23 protein-coding genes are annotated in these 18,359 nt (G+C 68.1%); 14 read left to right on the plus strand and 9 right to left on the minus strand.

What is annotated here, in order from left to right; all coding sequences use genetic code 11:
• From TSO221_RS10505 to TSO221_RS10515, 3 genes are all read left to right on the plus strand, one after another.
• Positions 1–3,792: a hypothetical protein gene (locus TSO221_RS10505; RefSeq protein ID WP_109118441.1), complete on the plus strand. Its 3,792-nt coding sequence runs from the start codon at positions 1–3 to the stop codon at positions 3,790–3,792.
• Positions 3,793–3,794: 2 nt separating this feature from the next.
• Positions 3,795–4,067 (plus strand): hypothetical protein, encoded by a 273-nt coding sequence (locus TSO221_RS10510; protein ID WP_109118442.1) that lies wholly within the window; start codon positions 3,795–3,797, stop codon positions 4,065–4,067.
• Between the two features lie 516 nt (positions 4,068–4,583).
• The gene (locus tag TSO221_RS10515) at positions 4,584–5,330 is read left to right on the plus strand and encodes an ATP-dependent Clp protease proteolytic subunit (protein WP_109118443.1); all 747 of its coding nucleotides are present in this window, start codon (positions 4,584–4,586) and stop codon (positions 5,328–5,330) included.
• Between the two features lie 66 nt (positions 5,331–5,396).
• Here TSO221_RS10515 and TSO221_RS35320 read toward each other — a convergent pair whose 3' ends face one another.
• Positions 5,397–5,561: a hypothetical protein gene (locus TSO221_RS35320; RefSeq protein ID WP_158284050.1), complete on the minus strand. Its 165-nt coding sequence runs from the start codon at positions 5,559–5,561 to the stop codon at positions 5,397–5,399.
• Positions 5,562–5,834: 273 nt separating this feature from the next.
• Here TSO221_RS35320 and mobV point away from each other — a divergent pair, with 273 nt between their 5' ends.
• On the plus strand, positions 5,835–7,271 hold the full coding sequence (gene mobV / locus TSO221_RS10520; RefSeq protein ID WP_158284051.1) for a MobV family relaxase: 1,437 nt from the start codon (positions 5,835–5,837) through the stop codon (positions 7,269–7,271).
• A 125-nt stretch (positions 7,272–7,396) separates the two neighbouring features.
• Complete coding sequence (locus TSO221_RS10525; protein WP_109118445.1) at positions 7,397–7,696, plus strand: hypothetical protein; 300 nt, start codon at positions 7,397–7,399, stop codon at positions 7,694–7,696.
• Between the two features lie 93 nt (positions 7,697–7,789).
• Here the strand turns inward: TSO221_RS10525 and TSO221_RS10530 are convergent, their stop codons facing one another.
• The 5 genes from TSO221_RS10530 to TSO221_RS10550 form a co-directional block, all read right to left on the minus strand.
• Positions 7,790–8,491, minus strand: coding sequence for an HIRAN domain-containing protein (locus TSO221_RS10530; protein ID WP_109118446.1), 702 nt, complete (start codon positions 8,489–8,491; stop codon positions 7,790–7,792).
• Positions 8,488–9,453 carry a HipA domain-containing protein gene (locus tag TSO221_RS10535; protein ID WP_158284052.1) on the minus strand — a complete coding sequence of 322 codons (966 nt, stop codon included), beginning with the start codon at positions 9,451–9,453 and terminating at the stop codon, positions 8,488–8,490. The genes TSO221_RS10530 and TSO221_RS10535 overlap by 4 nt, the downstream gene beginning before the upstream one ends.
• A gap of 333 nt (positions 9,454–9,786) precedes the next feature.
• Complete coding sequence (locus tag TSO221_RS10540; RefSeq protein ID WP_109118448.1) at positions 9,787–9,990, minus strand: hypothetical protein; 204 nt, start codon at positions 9,988–9,990, stop codon at positions 9,787–9,789.
• Between the two features lie 3 nt (positions 9,991–9,993).
• Entirely contained in the window at positions 9,994–10,416 is a 423-nt protein-coding gene (locus TSO221_RS10545; protein WP_109118449.1) for a hypothetical protein, read from the minus strand.
• Complete coding sequence (locus TSO221_RS10550; protein WP_109118450.1) at positions 10,416–10,691, minus strand: helix-turn-helix domain-containing protein; 276 nt, start codon at positions 10,689–10,691, stop codon at positions 10,416–10,418. The genes TSO221_RS10545 and TSO221_RS10550 overlap by 1 nt, the downstream gene beginning before the upstream one ends.
• Positions 10,692–10,760: 69 nt before the next feature.
• Between TSO221_RS10550 and TSO221_RS10555 the strand changes: the two genes are divergently transcribed.
• From TSO221_RS10555 to TSO221_RS35330, 9 genes are read left to right on the plus strand one after another with little or no spacing between them, the layout of a single operon-like run.
• On the plus strand, positions 10,761–11,093 hold the full coding sequence (locus TSO221_RS10555; RefSeq protein ID WP_109118451.1) for a hypothetical protein: 333 nt from the start codon (positions 10,761–10,763) through the stop codon (positions 11,091–11,093).
• Between the two features lie 41 nt (positions 11,094–11,134).
• The gene (locus TSO221_RS10560) at positions 11,135–11,395 is read left to right on the plus strand and encodes a hypothetical protein (RefSeq protein WP_109118452.1); all 261 of its coding nucleotides are present in this window, start codon (positions 11,135–11,137) and stop codon (positions 11,393–11,395) included.
• Complete coding sequence (locus TSO221_RS10565) at positions 11,388–11,612, plus strand: hypothetical protein (protein WP_109118453.1); 225 nt, start codon at positions 11,388–11,390, stop codon at positions 11,610–11,612. The genes TSO221_RS10560 and TSO221_RS10565 overlap by 8 nt, the downstream gene beginning before the upstream one ends.
• Positions 11,609–11,893 carry a hypothetical protein gene (locus TSO221_RS10570; protein WP_146208760.1) on the plus strand — a complete coding sequence of 95 codons (285 nt, stop codon included), beginning with the start codon at positions 11,609–11,611 and terminating at the stop codon, positions 11,891–11,893. Before TSO221_RS10565 ends, TSO221_RS10570 begins: the two co-directional genes overlap by 4 nt.
• 2 nt (positions 11,894–11,895) lie before the next feature.
• Positions 11,896–12,357 carry a hypothetical protein gene (locus tag TSO221_RS10575; RefSeq protein ID WP_109118455.1) on the plus strand — a complete coding sequence of 154 codons (462 nt, stop codon included), beginning with the start codon at positions 11,896–11,898 and terminating at the stop codon, positions 12,355–12,357.
• Positions 12,358–12,359: 2 nt separating this feature from the next.
• Positions 12,360–13,229: a hypothetical protein gene (locus TSO221_RS10580; protein ID WP_109118456.1), complete on the plus strand. Its 870-nt coding sequence runs from the start codon at positions 12,360–12,362 to the stop codon at positions 13,227–13,229.
• Entirely contained in the window at positions 13,222–13,425 is a 204-nt protein-coding gene (locus tag TSO221_RS10585) for a hypothetical protein (RefSeq protein WP_109118457.1), read from the plus strand. The genes TSO221_RS10580 and TSO221_RS10585 overlap by 8 nt, the downstream gene beginning before the upstream one ends.
• 2 nt (positions 13,426–13,427) lie before the next feature.
• Positions 13,428–13,598: a hypothetical protein gene (locus tag TSO221_RS35325; protein ID WP_158284053.1), complete on the plus strand. Its 171-nt coding sequence runs from the start codon at positions 13,428–13,430 to the stop codon at positions 13,596–13,598.
• 2 nt (positions 13,599–13,600) lie between these two features.
• Positions 13,601–13,744, plus strand: coding sequence for a hypothetical protein (locus TSO221_RS35330; protein ID WP_158284054.1), 144 nt, complete (start codon positions 13,601–13,603; stop codon positions 13,742–13,744).
• A 189-nt stretch (positions 13,745–13,933) separates the two neighbouring features.
• Here TSO221_RS35330 and TSO221_RS10590 read toward each other — a convergent pair whose 3' ends face one another.
• The 3 genes from TSO221_RS10590 to TSO221_RS10600 all read right to left on the minus strand — a co-directional run bounded on the left by TSO221_RS10590 (position 13,934) and on the right by TSO221_RS10600 (position 18,183).
• Positions 13,934–14,125, minus strand: coding sequence for a hypothetical protein (locus tag TSO221_RS10590; RefSeq protein WP_146208761.1), 192 nt, complete (start codon positions 14,123–14,125; stop codon positions 13,934–13,936).
• Positions 14,126–14,284: 159 nt separating this feature from the next.
• A complete protein-coding gene (locus TSO221_RS10595; protein ID WP_199229439.1) occupies positions 14,285–16,354 on the minus strand; it encodes a DUF4011 domain-containing protein in 2,070 nt (689 codons plus the stop codon).
• Between the two features lie 443 nt (positions 16,355–16,797).
• A complete protein-coding gene (locus TSO221_RS10600) occupies positions 16,798–18,183 on the minus strand; it encodes a tyrosine-type recombinase/integrase (protein ID WP_109118460.1) in 1,386 nt (461 codons plus the stop codon).
• Positions 18,184–18,359: the final 176 nt, after the last annotated feature.

Below are 18,359 nucleotides of genomic sequence, written 5' to 3' on the forward strand. Positions count from 1 at the left end.
ATGCCCAGCGGTGGCGGTGGCTCGACCAGCACGACGCAGCAGGTCTTCCCGGAGTGGTACTCCGGCCCAATGCAACAGGTCATGGGTTACGCTCAAGGCGCGGCCGGGCAGCCCTATTCGCCCGTGCCGTTCCAGCGCATCGCCGAGTTCACGCCGGACCAGCAGACCGCGTTCGACATGGTGCGCAAGGCCTCCTCCAACGGGCGCCCGACCATGGAGGCGGCGCGGCAGACGATGGTCGAGGCGGGCGCCATGAGCGGCATGCAGACCGCACTGCCGTACTTCACCCAGGCGGCCGGCATGAGCGGCGCCGCGGCGGCTTCGCCGATGCTGACGGCCGGCGCCAACACCGACGCGGCGGGGGCCGCGTCCCCGTGGGTGACGCAGGGCATGAACGCCTCCTCGGCCGGCGCCGCCAACCCGCTGGTGTCGCAGGGCACTGGGCGGTTTGTCGACAGCGTCGATGACTACATGAGCCCCTACACCGACAAGGTGGTGGACCGCATCGCGCAGCTCGGCCAGCGGAACCTGACCGAGAACCTGCTGCCGGCGGTCAACGACACCTTCATCGAGGCCGGGCAGTTCGGCGGCAAGCGCAACGCCGAGTTCACCAACCGTGCGATCCGCGACGCCAACGAGTCGATCCTGGGCCAGCAGGCGCAGGCACTGGAGAGCGGCTGGGCCACCTCGGGCCAGCTCTACGGCGCCGACGCGGCGCGCCAGGTGCAGGGCGGCCTCGGCCTGGGCGCGCTGGCCGGCCAGGACGCCGGGCGGCAGATCCAGGGCGGCCTCGGGCTGGGCCAGCTGACCGACGCCAACGCGCGGCGCCAGATCGACGCCGGCACGACGCTGGGCAACCTGACCGGCCAGGACGCCAACCGTCTGGCCTCCATCGGCCAGCAGGCGGGCGCGCTCGTCAACGCCGACGCCGCGCGCAAGCTGGAGACCGGCCGGGCGCTCACCGACTTCGTCGGCAAGAACCAGGACATCCAGCTGCGCGACGCCGCGGCGATGGCCGGCATCGGCCAGCAGCAGCAGGGCATGGATCAGAAGAACATCGATCTGGCATTGCAGGACTTCCAAAGCCAGCGGGACTATCCGTGGACGCAGCTCAACCGCTGGAGCGGCCTGCTCTCCAATGCCCGGCCGCCCGGTTCCAGCACCACCACGTCGCAGGGACCGGACACAACCGGCAAGGACATGGCGTCGCTTGGCATGTCGGCGGCCATGATGGCAGCGATGTTCCTGAAGAAGGGCGGTCTGGTGCGCCCGCGTCAGCGCCTCGCCCGGGGCGGCCTCGCCCAGGGCGCCGCACAGGCGCGCTCGGCGCGCACCCTCGGCATGCTGCCGCGTTCCCGCTACGCCGCCGGTGGCACCGTCGGGCAGATTGACCTTGGGCAGGGGCAGCAGCCGCCCGGCGTGATGTACGACGCCATCCCAGGCGCCCAGGCGCCAGCGCAGGCCGCGAGCCCCGGATACCCTGTGCCGCAGCCGCTTCCCGAGGGCTTCAACCCGAAGACCTACGGCTTCGGCGGCGAGCACCAATTCTTCCAGCCGCAGTCGCTGGCGCTGGCGACCTCGGCCCCATCGTTCAACCAGCAGTCGCTGGAGCAGATGATCGCCGGGATCATGCAGCAGTACGCGCCGAGGGGGATGAATGGCCTCGGCTTCGGTTCCGGCGATGGCGGCAGCGACAGCGATGGCGGCGACGCGGACGGAACTGGCGGCGCCAGCAGTGACGGCGGCGGACCCGACGGGGGGAGTGGCGGAGAAGGCTATGCACTCGGCGGCCTGGTCGCGGCGAGAGGGGCCCGTTCCTACGCCCGCGGGGGCTTGGCGCAAGGTGCTATGGCGCAGTTCTTCGAAGGCGGCATGGTGGACCCGGACCTGTTCATGAGCATGGGGCCGGAGGAGATGCTGGCGGCCGACATCGCGGCGCAGGACGCCATGGGCGGCCCGTTGGCGGACGCGGCGCTCAGCGACGCCTACCCCGACGCGCTTCCGTTCGATGACCCCTCGCAGGCCACCGGAGCCCCCGGCACGCTGCTGCCGAACGGCCAGACCGCGCCGCCCATCCCCGGCCGCAAGCCGCGGGCGCCGATGAGCCGGAAGGACCGGATGAAGTGGCTGCTGCCGCTGATGCTCGGCTCCGGAGCGATGGGCGGCAAGGGCGCGCTGCCCTATGCCGGGCTCGCCCTGATGGGCGCTGGCGGCCTCGGCGCGTCCGGCGCCTTCGGTGACGACGGCTGGCTGATGTCCAAGCTCGGCAGCCTCGGCATGGGGAGCGGCAACTCCGGCGGCCAGGGGACCCAGGGGATGACCACGGTGCCGCGCTACGCCCGCGGCGGCCTCGCGCTCGGGCGCGCCTACGCCGAGGGCGGGATGGTGGTGGACTGGGCGACGCAGCCGGAGGACATCCTGAGCGCCGCGGCCGGCAACGGCGACCCGGACGCGCAGGCGGAACTGACGCGGCGCTACGGCGGCATCAGCGATCCGGGCGGGCAGAGCCTGTTCACCAAGCGCGGCTTCGTGCCTGAGATCAAGGGCTGGATCGGCCGCAACGTCCAGATCGGCGACTTCACGCCGGGCAACGCCTTTGAGAGCAACACCAGCGTGGAGATGCCGGGCGACGAGGATGGCGGCCTGCTCGGCATGGGGGGCCTGCCCGAGACCTACGAGGGTGCCCGCATGGCCGACCGCGTCGGGCGGGTGGCCGGAGCCTGGGCTGGCGGCGGTCTGCGTGCTGGACGCGAGGTGGCGGCGCAGCCGGACCTCGACCGCACCGACTGGGAGTTCCGCGACTTCGCGGGCGCCTACCCGGGCGCTGATGAATTGCCGGCGGGCGGCTTGGCGCAGGGCGTTCCCACAGGGTCCGGGGGCGTTCCGGGAGCCGTCAACCAGGACGCCGAGCAGGAATTGCGCGCCGCGATGGACGCGGAGCGCCCCGTGGGCGGGCTGCCCGGCCCGCAGTTCGGCCCGGTTCCAGGGCCGTCCATTGACGTAAAGCCGCGGCTGCCGGCGAAAACCGTCAGCTTCGGAGGCGGTCTCCCCGTCCCCGCGGCGCCCCCGTCAATGGCTCCCGCAGCCATGAGCGGCGCACCAGCCGGCGGCCTCGCTATGGGCGCGGCAGAGTCGGGGAAGGAGCCCGGCTTCATGGACAAGCTGACCGAGGCGATGTCAAACCCGCTCGTGCAGGCCGCGTTCGGCATGATGGCCAGCCGCAACCCCAGCATCGCCGGCGCGCTCGGCGAGGGGCTGTCCGGGGCGAGCCGAAACATGATGGCGAACCGGCTGCACCAGCGGCAGATGGACATCGCCGAGCGTAACGCGCGGTCCAACGAGACCTTCCGCAACAAGCAGCTGACGAACGAGGAGCGGCGCTTGGCGCTGGCGGAGCGCGGCGACGGCGCGCTCCCGGCCCAAGCACAGCTCGTCAACTTCCTGATGCAGGGCGGCCGGTCGCGCCAGGAGGCGGAGGACATGGTGTTCTCAACGAAGGCCGATCCGTACAAGAAGGTCCACCTGCTCAACGAGACCATCAAGTCGGCGGTCGAGCACCTCGGCATGACCCCAGAGGAGGCGAGGAAGTACGCCGAGCGCCTGATCGACACCACGGCGCCGGCGCGCGCGGGCGGCGGCGAGCGGCCGCCGGTGGCCGGCGCACAGAAGGCGCCGGACGGGAAATGGTACGTCAAGCAGGGCGACAAGTGGGCGCGGGTGGAGATGGGCGGGGCAAACGCCGTTAAGCCGCTCACATCTGCAGGCGCCGACCGGCAGGATCGGGCGCCCTGACCATGCGCACCTTCAGCCGCCGCCTGTCCAAGCTCGAAGCCAGGCACCCGGGGCGCCCCTCCACCACGCTCGATCTGTCGCCGCTGTCCCCGGACGAGCAGGATCGCTTCACGGCCATGTTCGGCCGCGCGTGGGAACGGCAGCCGATCAGCGACGACGACCTGGCGTTCTTCGATGCCGCGGCCGGGCGGCTGGTCTGGGATCTCCCCCGATCCGTCATCGCTGGCGCGAGCCGGCGCGCAGCCATGAGGGCGTTCCTGGAGGCAGATCGCTGAGCGGGATGCCAATGTCCCGGCGCCGGCCCACGAGGCGCGCCGGGCCCAGCGCGCCACCTCCAATCGGAGGCTCCCTTATCCCTGGGATCGAGGGGGGGGGCTGCTGGCTTACGGCCGCAGCGGCGCCCGGCGGCAGTTCGGTAACTCTGCGGTTCTGGCGAGGCCACCGGCTCAAGAGCCGGCTGCTCGGATCAGGGACCTCCCCGCACCTCGCGATGCGGTTCAACCGGGCACGCTCAATGTGGACGCGTCGCCGCGCGTCGGCAAGCGATCGCTGCGAACACCGCGGCGCTTCCCCCCATGACGCCCAGATCAGACCGCCGACACAGGCCCGCCAGAGGCGCGCTGATGCGTTCTGGCGGCACTTCCGCATCTGCCTAGCTGAAGGTAGTGGAACGCATCCATGGGGCTTCTGACGACCTCCGGGAGGGGTGTCGCTATTACCGACACCCCTTTGACCGCCACACGTGGTCAAGCGTACGATCTGCCGGTTGAACTCCTCAATGGAGACGTCCCATGCCGCGCGCATTTGGCATGCTGCTGGTCATTCTGGCCATGCTGTTGGGCCGCAACGGCAGCGCCGCTGCCGCTACGGTCAGTGGCGGGGAAGAATGCGAAGCCAACCTCTGTGCGTTCAACGTGCAGATCTCCGGCAGGATCACCGAAGATGCGGCGCGAGACTTCGTGAGAGTCGCCGGAAGGGCCGACCAGATCATCAATCTGAAGGTCAACAGCGACGGCGGCAGCGTGAGGGGCGCGATGGCGCTCGGCCGCGAACTGCGCACCAAGACCGTCAACATCATCGTGGCCGAGGACGCGAGGTGCGTCAGCGCGTGCGTCCTCCTGCTCGCCGGCGCGTCCATGCGCGACATCGCCGGCGCCGTCGGCATCCACCGCCCGTACTTCGAGGTTCCGACGGGGGCCCTCACCGTTGCCGGGGTTCAAGCCGCGTCCGACAAGGTGGCAGAGGAGATGCGCGCCTACTTCCGCGGGATGAACGTCTCGGCGCAAATCGTCGATGACATGCTGCTGATCCCGCCGGAACGGGTACGTTGGCTGACGGCGGCGGAGTTGCGGCAGTACGGCATTGCCGATGAAGATCCGGTGTACCGTGAGGCCACTATTTTGGTGAACGCGCAGCGCTACGGCCTGACGCGGCAGCAGTACCTGAGGCGGACGGCCCGTGCTGACGCCGAGTGTCGCCTGCCCGATCCGGTCGCGATGGTCAACTGCTACGAGGCGACCCTCCGCGGTCAACGCTGAAGGCAGTTGCGGGCGAAGAGTGATGGAGTTCGGGGCTGGCGCATAACGCCCGCCCCTCCCCTTCGGTCAGCGCCGGCGGAAGCGGGCGCTGCGGGCCGCGGTCTCCCGCCGCAGCCGCTCCTGCGTCTCCCGAAGCCGTCGGGCCTGATCGGCTTCCGCAGCCCTGGCGAGGATCGCCAGCCCTTCGGCGATCCGGTCGGCGGTCGGGGTCTCGTCGTCGGTGGTGCTCATGGTGACCTCTGCGTCTCAGATGGAAGAGGCCTCGACGCTGTCACGGGACGCGGAGGAGCGACAACGCACGCTGGGATCTGGCTCACCACTCCAGCCGGATCCGCGCTACAACCAGCCGTCCGGCGGATTTCCGTCATCCGTCATCACTCACAACGGAATTCCCCGCGTCCAGCGATCGAACAACTCCGCTCGGCGTGAATTCATCGAGCTATGGCGTGCGAACATCCGTCGACGCTTCCACATCCCCATGCCGCTGCCGGCATGGAGGGAGCCATGGAATACGCCATCCTGGTGCACAAGAAGCACCACACGATGTCGGCGCTCAGCGCCGTCGCCGCGCACAACAACCGGACCAGCGCCGCCCCGAACGCCGATCCGAGGCGCGCTTCCTTGAACCGCCAGCTCCACGGCACCGCCGACTTGGTGGCGGCGGTGCGGGCGGCGCTCGATGTTGCGGGCATCACGCGGCTGCGGCGCAACGGCGTGCTCGGCGTCGAGATGGTCCTGTCGGCCTCGCCCGGGTACTTCCGGCCCGACGCGCCGCACGAGATCGGCACGTGGCGCGGCGCGCGCCTCGGCGAGTGGGTCACCGCGACGATGAGGTACCTGAGGAAGACCTACGGGGAGAACCTGCTGTCCGCCGTCCTGCACCTTGATGAGGGCACCCCGCACATCCATGCCCTGGTGCTCCCGGTGGACCGGTCGCCGCGCCGGAAGGGTGCGGCCACGCGGCTGAACGCCAGCCGGTGGTTCGGGACGCCGGCGAAGCTGCGCGCCCTTCAGGACGCCTACCACGCGGAGCTCGCGCCTCTCGGCCTCCGGCGCGGCGAGCGCGGGTCCGCCGCCACCCACACCGAAATCCGCGACTGGTACATGGCGATGGCAGCGACGAAGGCGGCAGCGCAAGCGGAGCAGGCCGCGCTCGCCGCCGCCTCCCGCCGCGCCGGGTTCGCGCTGATCGACGCCATGGAGCACGAGCAGGCGGCCAACGATCTGCGGCGCCAAGCCGAAGCGGATGCCGCGCAGGCCAGCGAGGAGCGGGAAGCCGCTGCCGCGGCCCGTGCGGCGGCCGAGCGCGATGCCAGGGAGGCGGCGAAGGGCTTGGCCGCCGCGGAAGCCGACCGTGCCGCAGCGGCCGAGCAGTGCCAGCGGGTGGAGGAGGAGACCGCGGCCGAGAGGAAGCGCGTGAAGAGCTGGGCTCAGGCCATCGACGTCGGGGTGGGGGCCTGGACCGAGGGCGCCATTGTCGGCGCCGAGGAGAGCCCGCGTCGGCTGGTCTGGGCGCCCGACGTCCCGGCGGAGCGCCGCCGGCAGATCGAGGACGCCATCAACCCGGCCTTCGACGCGGTGTGGACGCTGGTTGGGCGCCTTGCCGCCAAGCTGGGCGAGGCGATGAAGGCGGCGCGGGACGCCGCCGCCGAGATCGTACGGCGCGCCGAGGAAGAGGCCGGGGAGCTGCACGCCGGCCTTGCCAAGCGCGCGCAGACGATCGAGCGCAGGGAGCTGCAGGTGGATGCGGACCTCGCCGCCGTAGATCTCAGCCGGGCGGAACTGGAGGACGCGCTGTCTCGGGTGCGCGCGCTGAAACTGCCCACTGAGCGGGCGCAGGACTTTCAGCACGCCGAGGAAATGGGCAGGGCGGCGGCAGTCCGAGTCGCACCCGTGCGTGCGCGGGTCGAGTGGAGGATGGAGGGCCAGCGAGATCGATAGCCTGTCCGGATGACCAACAAGCGGCTTGCCCTCACATCATGCCCGCATGACGCGCATCACCGCCTTGCAGATCGCGCGTTGCCCTGCTCAAATCCTTCAGTCTGAGACAGACCGGAGGAACCCACGTGACCAGCACTCCGCATGACATTGAGGGCCGTCTGGCCGCCCTCGAGCTGATCGCCGGCATCGCCTTCAAGGCATGGGCTACGCAGATGTACGCGTCGGGTCACCCGACTCGGACACCGAAGATCCTGGAGCGGATCAAGGCCGGGATCGACGACGGGAGCTTCCCGGCGCCGGCAGACCCGAAGGCACGCGACGCGATGAAGGCGACGCTCGATGCCATCTTCGACGCGCCGGCCTTCCCACCGGGGAACTGGGTGCAGGAGATCGAGAAGGAACTCTTCCCGGATCGCACCGCCTGACCACCGGCTCGGCGGCGGGGAGCGCCGCCGACAGGTGTTCATCCCACCCGATCGCCACCATCAGCTCGACCACGCGGCTGAAGCGCTCGCGGGTCAATCAGAGACCTCGACGAAGAGGTAAAGACGGGGGCGCTCGGTTGTTCCATTCACGCGATCAACGCGAGCCTGGACCTTGCCGGAGCTAAGCCAGCGGTGGAATGCTTCTGTTTGCAGCCGATTAATGTATCCGACACACTGCCCCTTCCAGACAACCTGAATAGCTTGATCGTCGTGAATATTCGTCGGCTCAGGTATCAGAAATACATGGTCGCCCGCCCGAATACCATCCACGAGGTATCGGTGAAAGCTGGCCGCTTCGGTTACAAATTCGCACGGACCATCGATCTTATAGAACGGATTAACAATTGAGAAGCCGTCGCTTGGCAACCTTGCCTCAGTGTAACCAAGCAGAGCAAAGTCCGATATTGTGGAGCCCGGATCTATCCGATAGTTCAATAGGTACTTCGCGAAGTCGCCCCGCGTGCGTGGCGGCAGTCGTCGCATAAACGCGCTCATTACTCCGGTGTCGTGAATATTATTTGATGTCCTAAATGCAGGATATCCGGTGAACCCCTCCCTCAGGGCGCATTCAAACTCTTCAGTGTCACTGAGGTAAGTGAACATGACGAACTCGGTAGCCCCCTGCATCTCGCGATCCAGGCGCCCAACGGTCCATCGCCGGCGCGAGGTATGCTCCGGGCCTTGCCAAGCCAGAAGAAGGACCATCGGCTCTACAATATGGCGAACCATGTTCATGCCGCCCCTCCCGTTACCACTTCCGCTATGAGCCGTTGCCGCAGTGCTATGACGTCCAGAACGAAATTGGTTCGCTGCCGCGTAAAAACAGGCTGCACCTCAAACCGTTCCATTTCATGCAGAATTTTAGCCACATCCATAATATCGAATGTCACAGTTTCCGATATTACCTCTTTAGTTTCAGGATATGCATTAATAATGCGTTCGAGCATTTCCATGTGCCGGCACTGATGTTCGTCACCGCGGGACCACCGCATATGATGATATCCCCGCAGCACATAGGCTTCTAGGGCAGTGCGCTGACGTTTAGCCGCCAGTTTGTGCTCCAGAATGTCGTACCCGAGACTCGTCCCGTTATCGAATGCGGGGGCGAAACGTGCACTCGGCGCCTGGGTGCGCTCCTTCGGAAACTTCCAGAGTATTCCCCAATTATCTTGATGCCTATCTGTGTTCCCGATCAAGGCATCAAATGTAAAAACCTTCGCCCAATGCCGGCTAGGCTCAGCAACTCCAAGCGCATGAAACGCCTTGCAGATACGCATTACATCGCGTACATTGTGCTGCTTGCCCCTGTGTCTATCAAAATCCTTGTTCAAGGCTTGCAGTGCATCACCGCCCTCACTAAATCGCTCTTCAACGTCCCCAGGAGCGCCATAAAAAAACTCTAGAAGACTACCGACTTCACCCGTTTCGCTATTCAACGCCACAAAAGCTGGCGGCACCTCCACCCCAATCATCGCTCCGAACTGATAAGAAAAGATTTCCGACCAAAACTGGATCGGATGACGATCCGATGAAAGTTTAAATATATACCGGTGGTGTGGAATAATGAATTGTGGCGCTCCGAGCCCTGGAGCGATGTAGATGCTCTTAGGCCGCGCTCCTACCGGGTGGTACGGTGTCTCCCCATAAAGCGTCCAACCTCTAATATCGAGCAGATCTTCGGGACGCTGAACCTTCACTGGAATAGGCATCGCTCAACCGTTCAAAGCGCAACAGCGCATGCCGCTGCCGACAACACAAAGGCTTGGCAACAGCATACAGCCCTGGCTAGTCAGCGCCAGTACCGTTCACCTCGCAGACCGTGAACCCATCGGATCACTCAGCCAGTGCAACGTCCAACTCCACGCCGCCTGCCGCGAACGCCCGCCGGATGCTGATCGGCACGTAGCCGCGTGATGAGCCCCGGCCGAGTTCGAACTGCCGCACCGCCGAGACGGAGACCGTCGCCTTATCGGCTAGCGCCTCCTAGGACCAGCCCAGGCGCTTCCGGCCGGTGCGGCATGGTTCCGGCGTCACGACGGCACCCGCTGGTACAGGCTGCGGTCGGTCAGCGCCGAGACGCCGATCAGGATCGGGCCGCCTCCGCCTTCGAGCGCGAGCTGCGCGTGCGGCGGCTCGCCGGGCTTCGTCCGCAAGCCGGTGACGACGTAGACCTTGTCGGACTGGCCGACCCGGGCAAAGCGGTCGCCGATGGCGATGGGCAGGGTGCGGCTCATGCGTCAGCCTTCACCGAGGCCGGGCTGCGGCGCATCCTTGCGGAGCCGCACGCCGGGACCGCCGTCGCCTTGGTGGACAGGCACGTCCCGAGCTGCGCGCCACTCCACACCGTAGCGTTGGCGAAATGTGACGCTACCCGTGTTAACCCCGCGTCCGCCCTTGGGTGCCCCAGAAGCCGCCCGCTTCTTGCCCGCCGGCTTTTGTGGCGCGTGTGGCGCGGCCGGCTCCAGAGCCGACTCAGCCGCGCGGGCGAAGGTCTCCCGGATGGCTGACTCGGTGATGACCAAGCGCCCTGTGATCGGGTTGGGGAAGAACGGCAGCCGGCGGTTCTCGATGGCTCGCCGCATCTGCCGGTCGTTCAGGGCGATGCCGATGGAGGCCAGGAAGGCGCGCGCCTCGTCCTTGTTCATGTAGCGCTCAGCCATCACTCCCCCTTCCCGCCGGCCTGGTTGACCTTCCACCGCACGCCAGCGCCACCACCGTTGGGGAATATGAACTCCAACCCGGCACCTTCGAAGGCAGCGCGCAGATCACGCATCGTCCTCGGTTGCGGCTTGGCGACTGCCCCGCGTTCGAAGTCCGCGATGGACTTCTTCGTCACCCCCGAAGCACGCGCGAGGTCGTCCTGTGACCATCCGATCAGGGCGCGGGCAGCGCGGCACTGCCCGGGGTCTATATCACCATCAGTAACTTTCTTCATTTTTGATGTTGATCCCGACCGAATACAATGCTACATCATTAATGCAGAACGTGACTGAGGGCAACCCCCATGATCGACCGCCGCACCCTCTTCCAGACCGCCCACGTCATCGCCCGCCGCGAGCGTGGCATGTACGGGCTGTCGATGACCTACCGGCAGGCGTTCGCCATCGCGCTGCGCAAGCTCTATGCCCAGGCGAGGGAGCAGACCGAGCGCGCGGCCCGGGCGGAGGCGTTCTGCGCCGCCCTGGCGCAGCAGGCGCGTGAGGCCGCCGCCCGCCGCCTCGCTGAGCTGAAGGGCATCGCCGCCGACCTGGAGCACACCGACCGGCTCGGCAACGCCGGCCTGCGCCGCCTCGCCGCGGTCAACAGCGAGATCCACCGCCTGGAGCACGCCGCGTAGGCCGGCCCGACCACCATCCACATCAGCCCCTGGAGGACACCATGCGTGCGAGACACGCCACACCCGAGCCTTGCCTGCATCCCGCCCTTCTGCCGCGCCTTTCCCGCGCGGTGCTGGAGCGGATCGCCGACGCCGCCATCGCCGAACTCGACCGGCGCGACGGGGACCCCGACGCGGAGCCGAACTGCGGCGACCTCGACACCCTGGCCGACGACGACACGCTGCACCGTCTCGACCTCCTGCCGCTGCCCCGCACCGACCTGTTCGCCCGGTGCTGCCCGGCGGAGGTGCATCATGGCTGACGCAACCCGCCGCCTGTTTCTGATCGCCGCCGGCGACTTGGCCGCTGCCGCCGCTCCGGCCGTCGCCGCCCAGGCCGTCGCGCCGGCCGTCACCCTGAACGATCGCGAGAGACAGCTCGTCGCCTCCTTCCGCCGGATGAAGGACCGGCGCAAGGAGGCGCTGGAGAGCCTGATCCGCTGCTTCGACGAAGCCGAGCGGGAAGAGGAGAGGGCTTGACCATGCTCAGCCGTCGAATCCTCCTCGCCAGTAGCGGCGCTGCCGCCGTGCTGGCGGTCGGCTCGGTGCCCGGCCTGTCGCTCGCCGGCGAGGCGGTCCCGCCCGAGGTGCTCGCCTTTGGGCCCGAGTGGGCCACGCTGTGGCTCAACGCATCCCCTCCCACCCGCCATGTCGCCCGCCGCTTGGTCGAAAGGCTGGCCCGCATGTCCGACGAGCAGCTCGTGCGGTTCGCCGATCGGATCGAAGCCGAACACGAACACCTCCGCGCCGAAGGGAGATGATCATGCAGACCACCAGCATCACCCGCCGGGCATCGCTCGGCGGCACGGCGACGGTGTGCGTCGCCACCACCAGCGCCGCCACACCGACGGCCGCCCGCCCCATCCCTCCGGCGTTCGGCGACATGCCGCCAGACGCCGCGCTGTTCGCCGCCTTCGACGGCTGGATCGAGCGGCAACGCGCCATCGAGGCCGCGGCGCCGAGCCTGAGCGCCCACGCGATGTCTGCCGCTCTCGACGTCGCCGACCGCATCATGCAGGAGATCGCTGCGCTGCCGGCGCGCAGCGCCGCCGGGTTCGCGGTGAAGGCGTACCTGCAGGCGCACAACCGCTACGGAGGCACGGCCGACGACGTCCTGCGCGTGGACCTGCCGGAGTGCGATGCCGGCGTGGAGGATGCCATGTACCGCTCCGCCTACGCGGATGCGCTGCGCTGGTTGCCGGTGCTGAGCGAGGGGAGGGTCTGACCATGGCCATCACCCGCCGCACCCTGATCACCCGCACCGCCAGCGCGGCGCCGGCGCTCGCCCTCGCCGCCTTCCCCACATCGGCCGCCAGCTCTTCGCTCGGACCGGCCGACCTGCAGGTTGACCGCACGCTCGTCCGTCTGTGGCGCCGCCTTCTCAACGCCCGTGCGGCCTATGAAGCCGTGCGCGACGCGGAGACCGCCGCCGTGCGCTGTCTCCCCCGGTGGGCGCAGTGGGCCGGCCGCGCCGAGAATGGATGCGCCATCGCCGATCCGGAGTGGACCGACGCCATGCTGGCCGAGTACGCCATCCCGGCGGAGGTCGGGCGGCGGCCATCGCTGAAGCAGATTGAGGATCTGAACCGCGAGCGCCTGATCGACACCTACGCGCTTCGCACCGGTGGCGACCGCCAGGCGGCGTCGCTGCTGGCCTTCTGCGACAAGGAATGGAAGCGCGAGGTGCCGCCGGAGGCCGCCGTGGTGAAGGAGGCGAACGACCGCCGCGTCGCCGCGTACCGCGCCCGCCTGGATCAGAAGCGCGCCGAGGAGAAGCGAGTCGGGCTGGACGGGCTGGACGCCCAGAAGGAACGCGCCTGGGACCTCATTGACACCGTCATCGACCGCATCGGTGAGGCGAAGGCCCACACCGCCGTCGGCATGGTGGTGAAGCTGCGCATCTGGGCGCTCTCTACCCTGGAGTGGGGCGAGCGCGACAGCGGCGGCGCCGACTTCTACGAGCGCATGGTGCTGACGGTGCTGGACGGACTGGAGGCGTCCTTGCCGGAGGAGGTGGCGCGGGCCATCCCGCCCATGCCGCTGCGCGAATGGGACCGGCCGGACGCCACGCCGACGACGGAGGCGCACCATGCTTGACCGTCGCTGCTTCCTGGCCAGCGCCACGGCCACGTCCATCGGCGTCGGCGTAGTCGCCAATAGGGCGCCAGCCACCCCGCATCCCGACGCCGGCTGGCGGGAGGAAGCCCGGCACCTCCTCGATCAGCTCTCGGACGGACAGCTCGAGGATCTGGCCGGCCTGGTTCACGACCTCGTCGCCTTGGGGAGAGCCTGATCATGCAGCCGACCGATCTCACCCTCGAGGAGAAGGGCTGGATCCTGTGCGCCCGCTCCCTGGACCCCGACCTCCGCGCGTGGCTGGTCGAGACCGCCGAGGCTATCGCTGACGGGCGCGAGACGAAGCCCTTCCGCCGCAGCGGCGCCGGGCAAACGACGGGGAGGGCCTGACCATGATAGCTGCCGACAAGAAGGTGGCCGCCCAGAAGGCGGAGTTCCGCCAGCTGCTGAAGCACCTCTCGGACGACCAGTTGCGGGAGTTCATCCGGGCAGCGCGGGTGCTGACGGCTACCGCCAGCGCGAAGGTTGAGCGGTAGCAGGACGCCAGTGCCCAAGGTCCGCCACTCCCGGCCGAACGCGACCGGGCGGAACGACACCGCCCGGTTCGTCGCGCTGCCGCACTACCTGCTGCGGTGCCCGGCATGGCGGACCATGAGCCCGAACGCCAAGGCGCTGCTGCTGGACGTCTGGGTTCGACACAACGGCGTCAACAACGGCGAGATCGCCTACGCGGTGCGCGAGGCCGAGGGGATCGGGCTGCCGAAGTCCGTCGCCGCCCGCGCGTTCGCCGAGCTGGTGGAGCGCGGCTTTCTGAAGCTGCACCGCGCCTCGACCTTCACGCTAAAGACGAAGGAGGCCCGCGCCTGGGAGCTGACGGCGGAGCGCCGCGGCGACCAGCCGGCGTCCAAGGACTTCATGCGGTGGCGGCCGGAGACGGCAAACGAGCCCGCAAACGCCGCTGCCACAAACAGAACACGGTCCCTCCAGCGGGACGCTCAGTCCCTCCAGCGGGACAGCAAACCGGTTTGCGCAACGATGTTGCCGACTTCAGTCCCTCCACCGGGACTGTCAGGGGCTCAAACAGGGGTTCCACGGTCCCGCCAGGGGGACACTTCTATTCTACCATGGGGGCCTGGACAAACCGCGCCCAGCCCGACCTCGCGCAGCCGCCGGTACACCACGTCCAATGCTGCGATCTTCTCGGAGACGAACAGCACCGTCTTCCGCTCCGCCAAGCATTGGGCGACCAGGTTGGCGATGGTCTGGCTCTTGCCGGTGCCCGGAGGTCCGACGAGGACGAAGTCCTTTCCCTTGGCCGCGGCCATCACGGCGGAGAGCTGCGAGGAATCGGCCGGCAGCGGGCAGAAGGTCTGTTCCGGCCCGTGGGTGGAGTCGAGCGTGCGGGGCGACGGGAAGGCGACGCCGGACACGTAGGGGTCGCGCGGCGTCTCGATCAGGTGCCGCACCACCGGGTTCCGCTTTAGCTGGTCGGTGCGGTCGACCAGATCCTTCCACATCAGGTACTTGGCGAAGGAGAAGGTGGCGAGCACCACGTCCTCCACGACCTCCCACCCCTTGATATCCTTCACCGCCAGGGCGACCGCCTTCCAGATGCCGGCGATGTCGAGGCCGCTCTCGTCCCGCGGCAGTTCGCCTTCGGCCACCGGGATGGCGAGCCGGAAGTCCTGCCGCAGCATTTGCAGGAGGGTCGGGTTGAAGCGCGGCTCGTCGTCGTGCAGGACGAGGCTGAAGCCGGAGCGGACGCTCTTGCGGTGCAGGGTCACCGGAATGAGGATCAGCGGCGCGCGGTAGCGCTTATCGTCCTTGGCGTCGCGCGTCCACGACAGGAAGCCGAGGGCCAGGAACAGCGTGTTGGCGCCGCCCTCCTGGAGCGAGTTGCGGGCGAAGCGGTACAGCTCCGTCAGCCGTGAGTCCAACTCGTCGGCGTTCGTGCCGACCAGTACCTCGTTGCGGCGCAGGGCGTCCAGCGCGTGCTCCCGGCGCAGGTCCTCCTGGGTGCGCTCCTCGTGGATGGCTTGGCTGCGCGGATCGGCTCCATCCATCAGGTTGGGCCGCGGCAGCAGCTTCAGCGCCCGCCCCTCCGCCAGCAGATCCTCCAATAGGCCGGGGTTCGGCGCGTCCAGCTTGAGAGACCGCTTGCCCGCCCGGAAGTTGAGCAGCGTGTTGCGCAGCGAGAGGTCCAGCAGCTTCCGCTGCCATTTCTCCAGACGGGTCTGCGGCCCGGCCGGAGCGGAGTCCTCGACCGGCCCGGCCGCATCTTCCTCCAGGTCCGCCGGCGCCTCGTCGAAGGTCGGCGGCTCCGGCGCCGTCGGCACGCTGGCATCCGCCAGGATCACGGGAGCCTCGGCGCTCGCCAGCGGGCGGATGCGCTGCACGCGGGCTCGGCGGATGTCCACTGCCAGCTCGAACGCGTGCTCCTCCTGATCCGAGATCTGCCGCGCGCCCTGGTCGGTTGCTACCTTGAACGAAGGACACGGCCGTTGGGCGATCAGCGTCGTCTCGAAGAGAACCATCTCCTTGAGCTTGACCCGCTTGCGCAGGGCCGTCACGTCATCCACCACCGGAGTGGAAAAGTCCTCCTTCACCAGCCAGACGCCAGCGAAGGCATGCCCGTGCGTGAAGACGACCAGGGGATTGAGGCCGCAATGCTCCAGCGCAGCGCAGAACAGAAGAGTGGTGTCCAGACACGTGGCAAGACCGGTATCGACGATCTGCGAGGGCCCGCGCACCTTTTGGCCGGCGTGCTCGAAGCTGGGGGGCGGCAGGGCGTAGTCGAGCCCGAGGGTGCCGACCGCTGACCATACGGCCGACGCCAGCTCCCACGCGCGCTTGGGCCCGCTGGCGTAGCCATCGAGTGATCCGCTCTTGCCGGCCAGCCGCAGGACTTCGGCCGCCTGCTTCAGCAGGCGTTCGATCGCGGGATCGTTCGGCTGGACGAAGGCGGCCACCATCTCCGGAATGTGGCCAACACCGCCCCACTGGTTGCGGGCGAGGAGTTCGACGCACATGTCCAGACCGGCCACGGTCTCGCCGCCGGCGGTGGCGGAGAGGCGCGCAGTGGCCTTTTCTGCCTCCGTCAGCCGACCGAGCATGGCACCGTCGAGCGCCACGTCGAGCTTGGGCACGCGGTACCGCTGTCCTGGCCCAACCGTATCAATCCGCCACGTCTTCGGCGCGAAGAACGCCGGTTCCGAAGACAAGGTCAACTCGATCTCTTCGAGAGGGGAGGTCCCGTCGTTGATCAGCGTAAGCTCGTGCAGAATGGGTACGGCATTCTGGTAAAAGGCGAGGTTCAGACGAGGGGTGATCGTTGCCTCGATGCGAATTGGAACCGGCGCATCCGATGTCGTTTCCGCTACTGCGTCGAGGGAATCTGCTTCGTTGATCGAGCCCATCGTCGATACCGAGTGCTTTGCCTGGCCACGCCACAGTGGCGCCTTCGGCGGGAAGCAAAAGCCTATCATGCTCGTATTTGGCGATGCGATTCCTTCTTTTCTCCTATTTGTCAGGAAGCTCGAAATGGCGCGGGCTTGCCGAGGTGGCTGCGGCTGCGCGCTTTCTTCAGAGCTTACTTCGAGGACACCGGCTTGAGCGGCACGACGTTGTTGGTCTCGTCGCCCTGGTCGGCGGCCTTGGTCCGGGCGCTCGCGTCGAGCGCCGCGGTGATGCGCCCCTCGACCTTGTCGGAGAGGTCGCGCAGCGGGTCGGCGTCGCGGTTGACGTAACGGCCGGTCATCGCCAGCGTCTTGTGCCCGAGCTTGTCGCGTACCAGGAAAGCGTTGGCCCCGGCGTTGCCGGCGTAGGTGCCGACGGTATGCCGCATGTCGTGGATGCGGACGTCCGTGATCCCGGCCGGCAGGGGCGTTCGGGCTGCGGCGGCAGCCTCCATGCACTCGCCGTAGGTTGGCCGCCGTTCGAGCTGTTGCTCGAGCTGGAGGACCAGCGCACCGGCCGGTGTGTCCGGCGCCTCCCTCCAGAGCGCCACGGTCGCGATCTCGCGGATCCGCTCCCAGGCATGCGTGATGGTGCTCTTGGACAGCGGCTTGTCGGGGTCGCGGGAGGGCAGCACCCACTTCCCGTTCCGCGGCATGTCCGCCAGGAGGGCGATGGTGTGCGCGCCGATGGCGTGGCGCCGGGCGCCGGACTTGCCGCGTTCCGTCGGGATCATCAAGGCACCTTCGGCGAGCCTGACTTCGCTCCAGCGCAGCCCCACCACCTCCGAGAGCCGGCAGCCCGTCAGCAGCAGCAGGCGAATGCCGTTCAACACGCTGGCCTGCTCGATCTGCTCGCGCTCGTTCAGGACTTGGCCGACCGCGGCGATCTCCGCCACCGACAAGAAGCGTTCGCGCTCCGTTTCCTTGTAGCGCTGGATCCCCTCGCAGGGGTTGGTGCGCCTGGGGCGGAGGTGCCAGAGTTCGGCGAGGGCGAACATCTTGGACAGCACCGCCAACGTCTGGTTCGCCTGGCGCGGCGTGCCCCTCATCGCGTGGTGCAGCTTGGCGACGTCGGCGCTGGAGACCTTTTCGAGTGGAAGGCGCCCGAGGGCTGGTCGGATCTGCTTGGTGACGAGGCGCCGGAACTCCGCCGCGGTGGTGGCGCGGTTCTTCTCCTCGACGTGCTCCTCAAGGTAGCGGTCGGCGAGGTCATCGACCGTGATCGCCTTCTCGCGGACCTTGCGACGTTCATCGGCCGGGTCCTTCGCCTCGGCCGCCAAGCGCAGCAGCCGTTCGGCTTCCGTCCGGGCTGTGTCGGGGGTGTACGCGCCGTGCGCGCCGATGGTGTAGCGCTTCGGTGTCCCCCGACCGCCGCCGACGCGGTACTGGACGATGTAGACCTTCTTGCCTACCGGCGTGACCTTCAGGCCGAAGCCCTTCAGGTCGGCGTCCCAAACGAAGACGTCGCGCTCGCCGGGGGCGGTGCTGTCCACCAGCCGCTTCGTGATCCTCGCCTGCATGTTCGCCTCCACCGTCAGCAATCACCCAGCAATCACCGCGGCTCAAAAACACCCAATCGGCGACAAACCAGCGCAACGCCGTTCGGCACCAAAACCTTGATACCACAAGGCTTTCGCAAAGCCCATCAGAACACCGCAAAATCGCACAAAATCATCGGCGTCAGACTTAAAATCCG

Source organism: Azospirillum sp. TSO22-1 (assembly GCF_003116015.1).
Classification (GTDB): Bacteria; Pseudomonadota; Alphaproteobacteria; order Azospirillales; family Azospirillaceae; genus Azospirillum.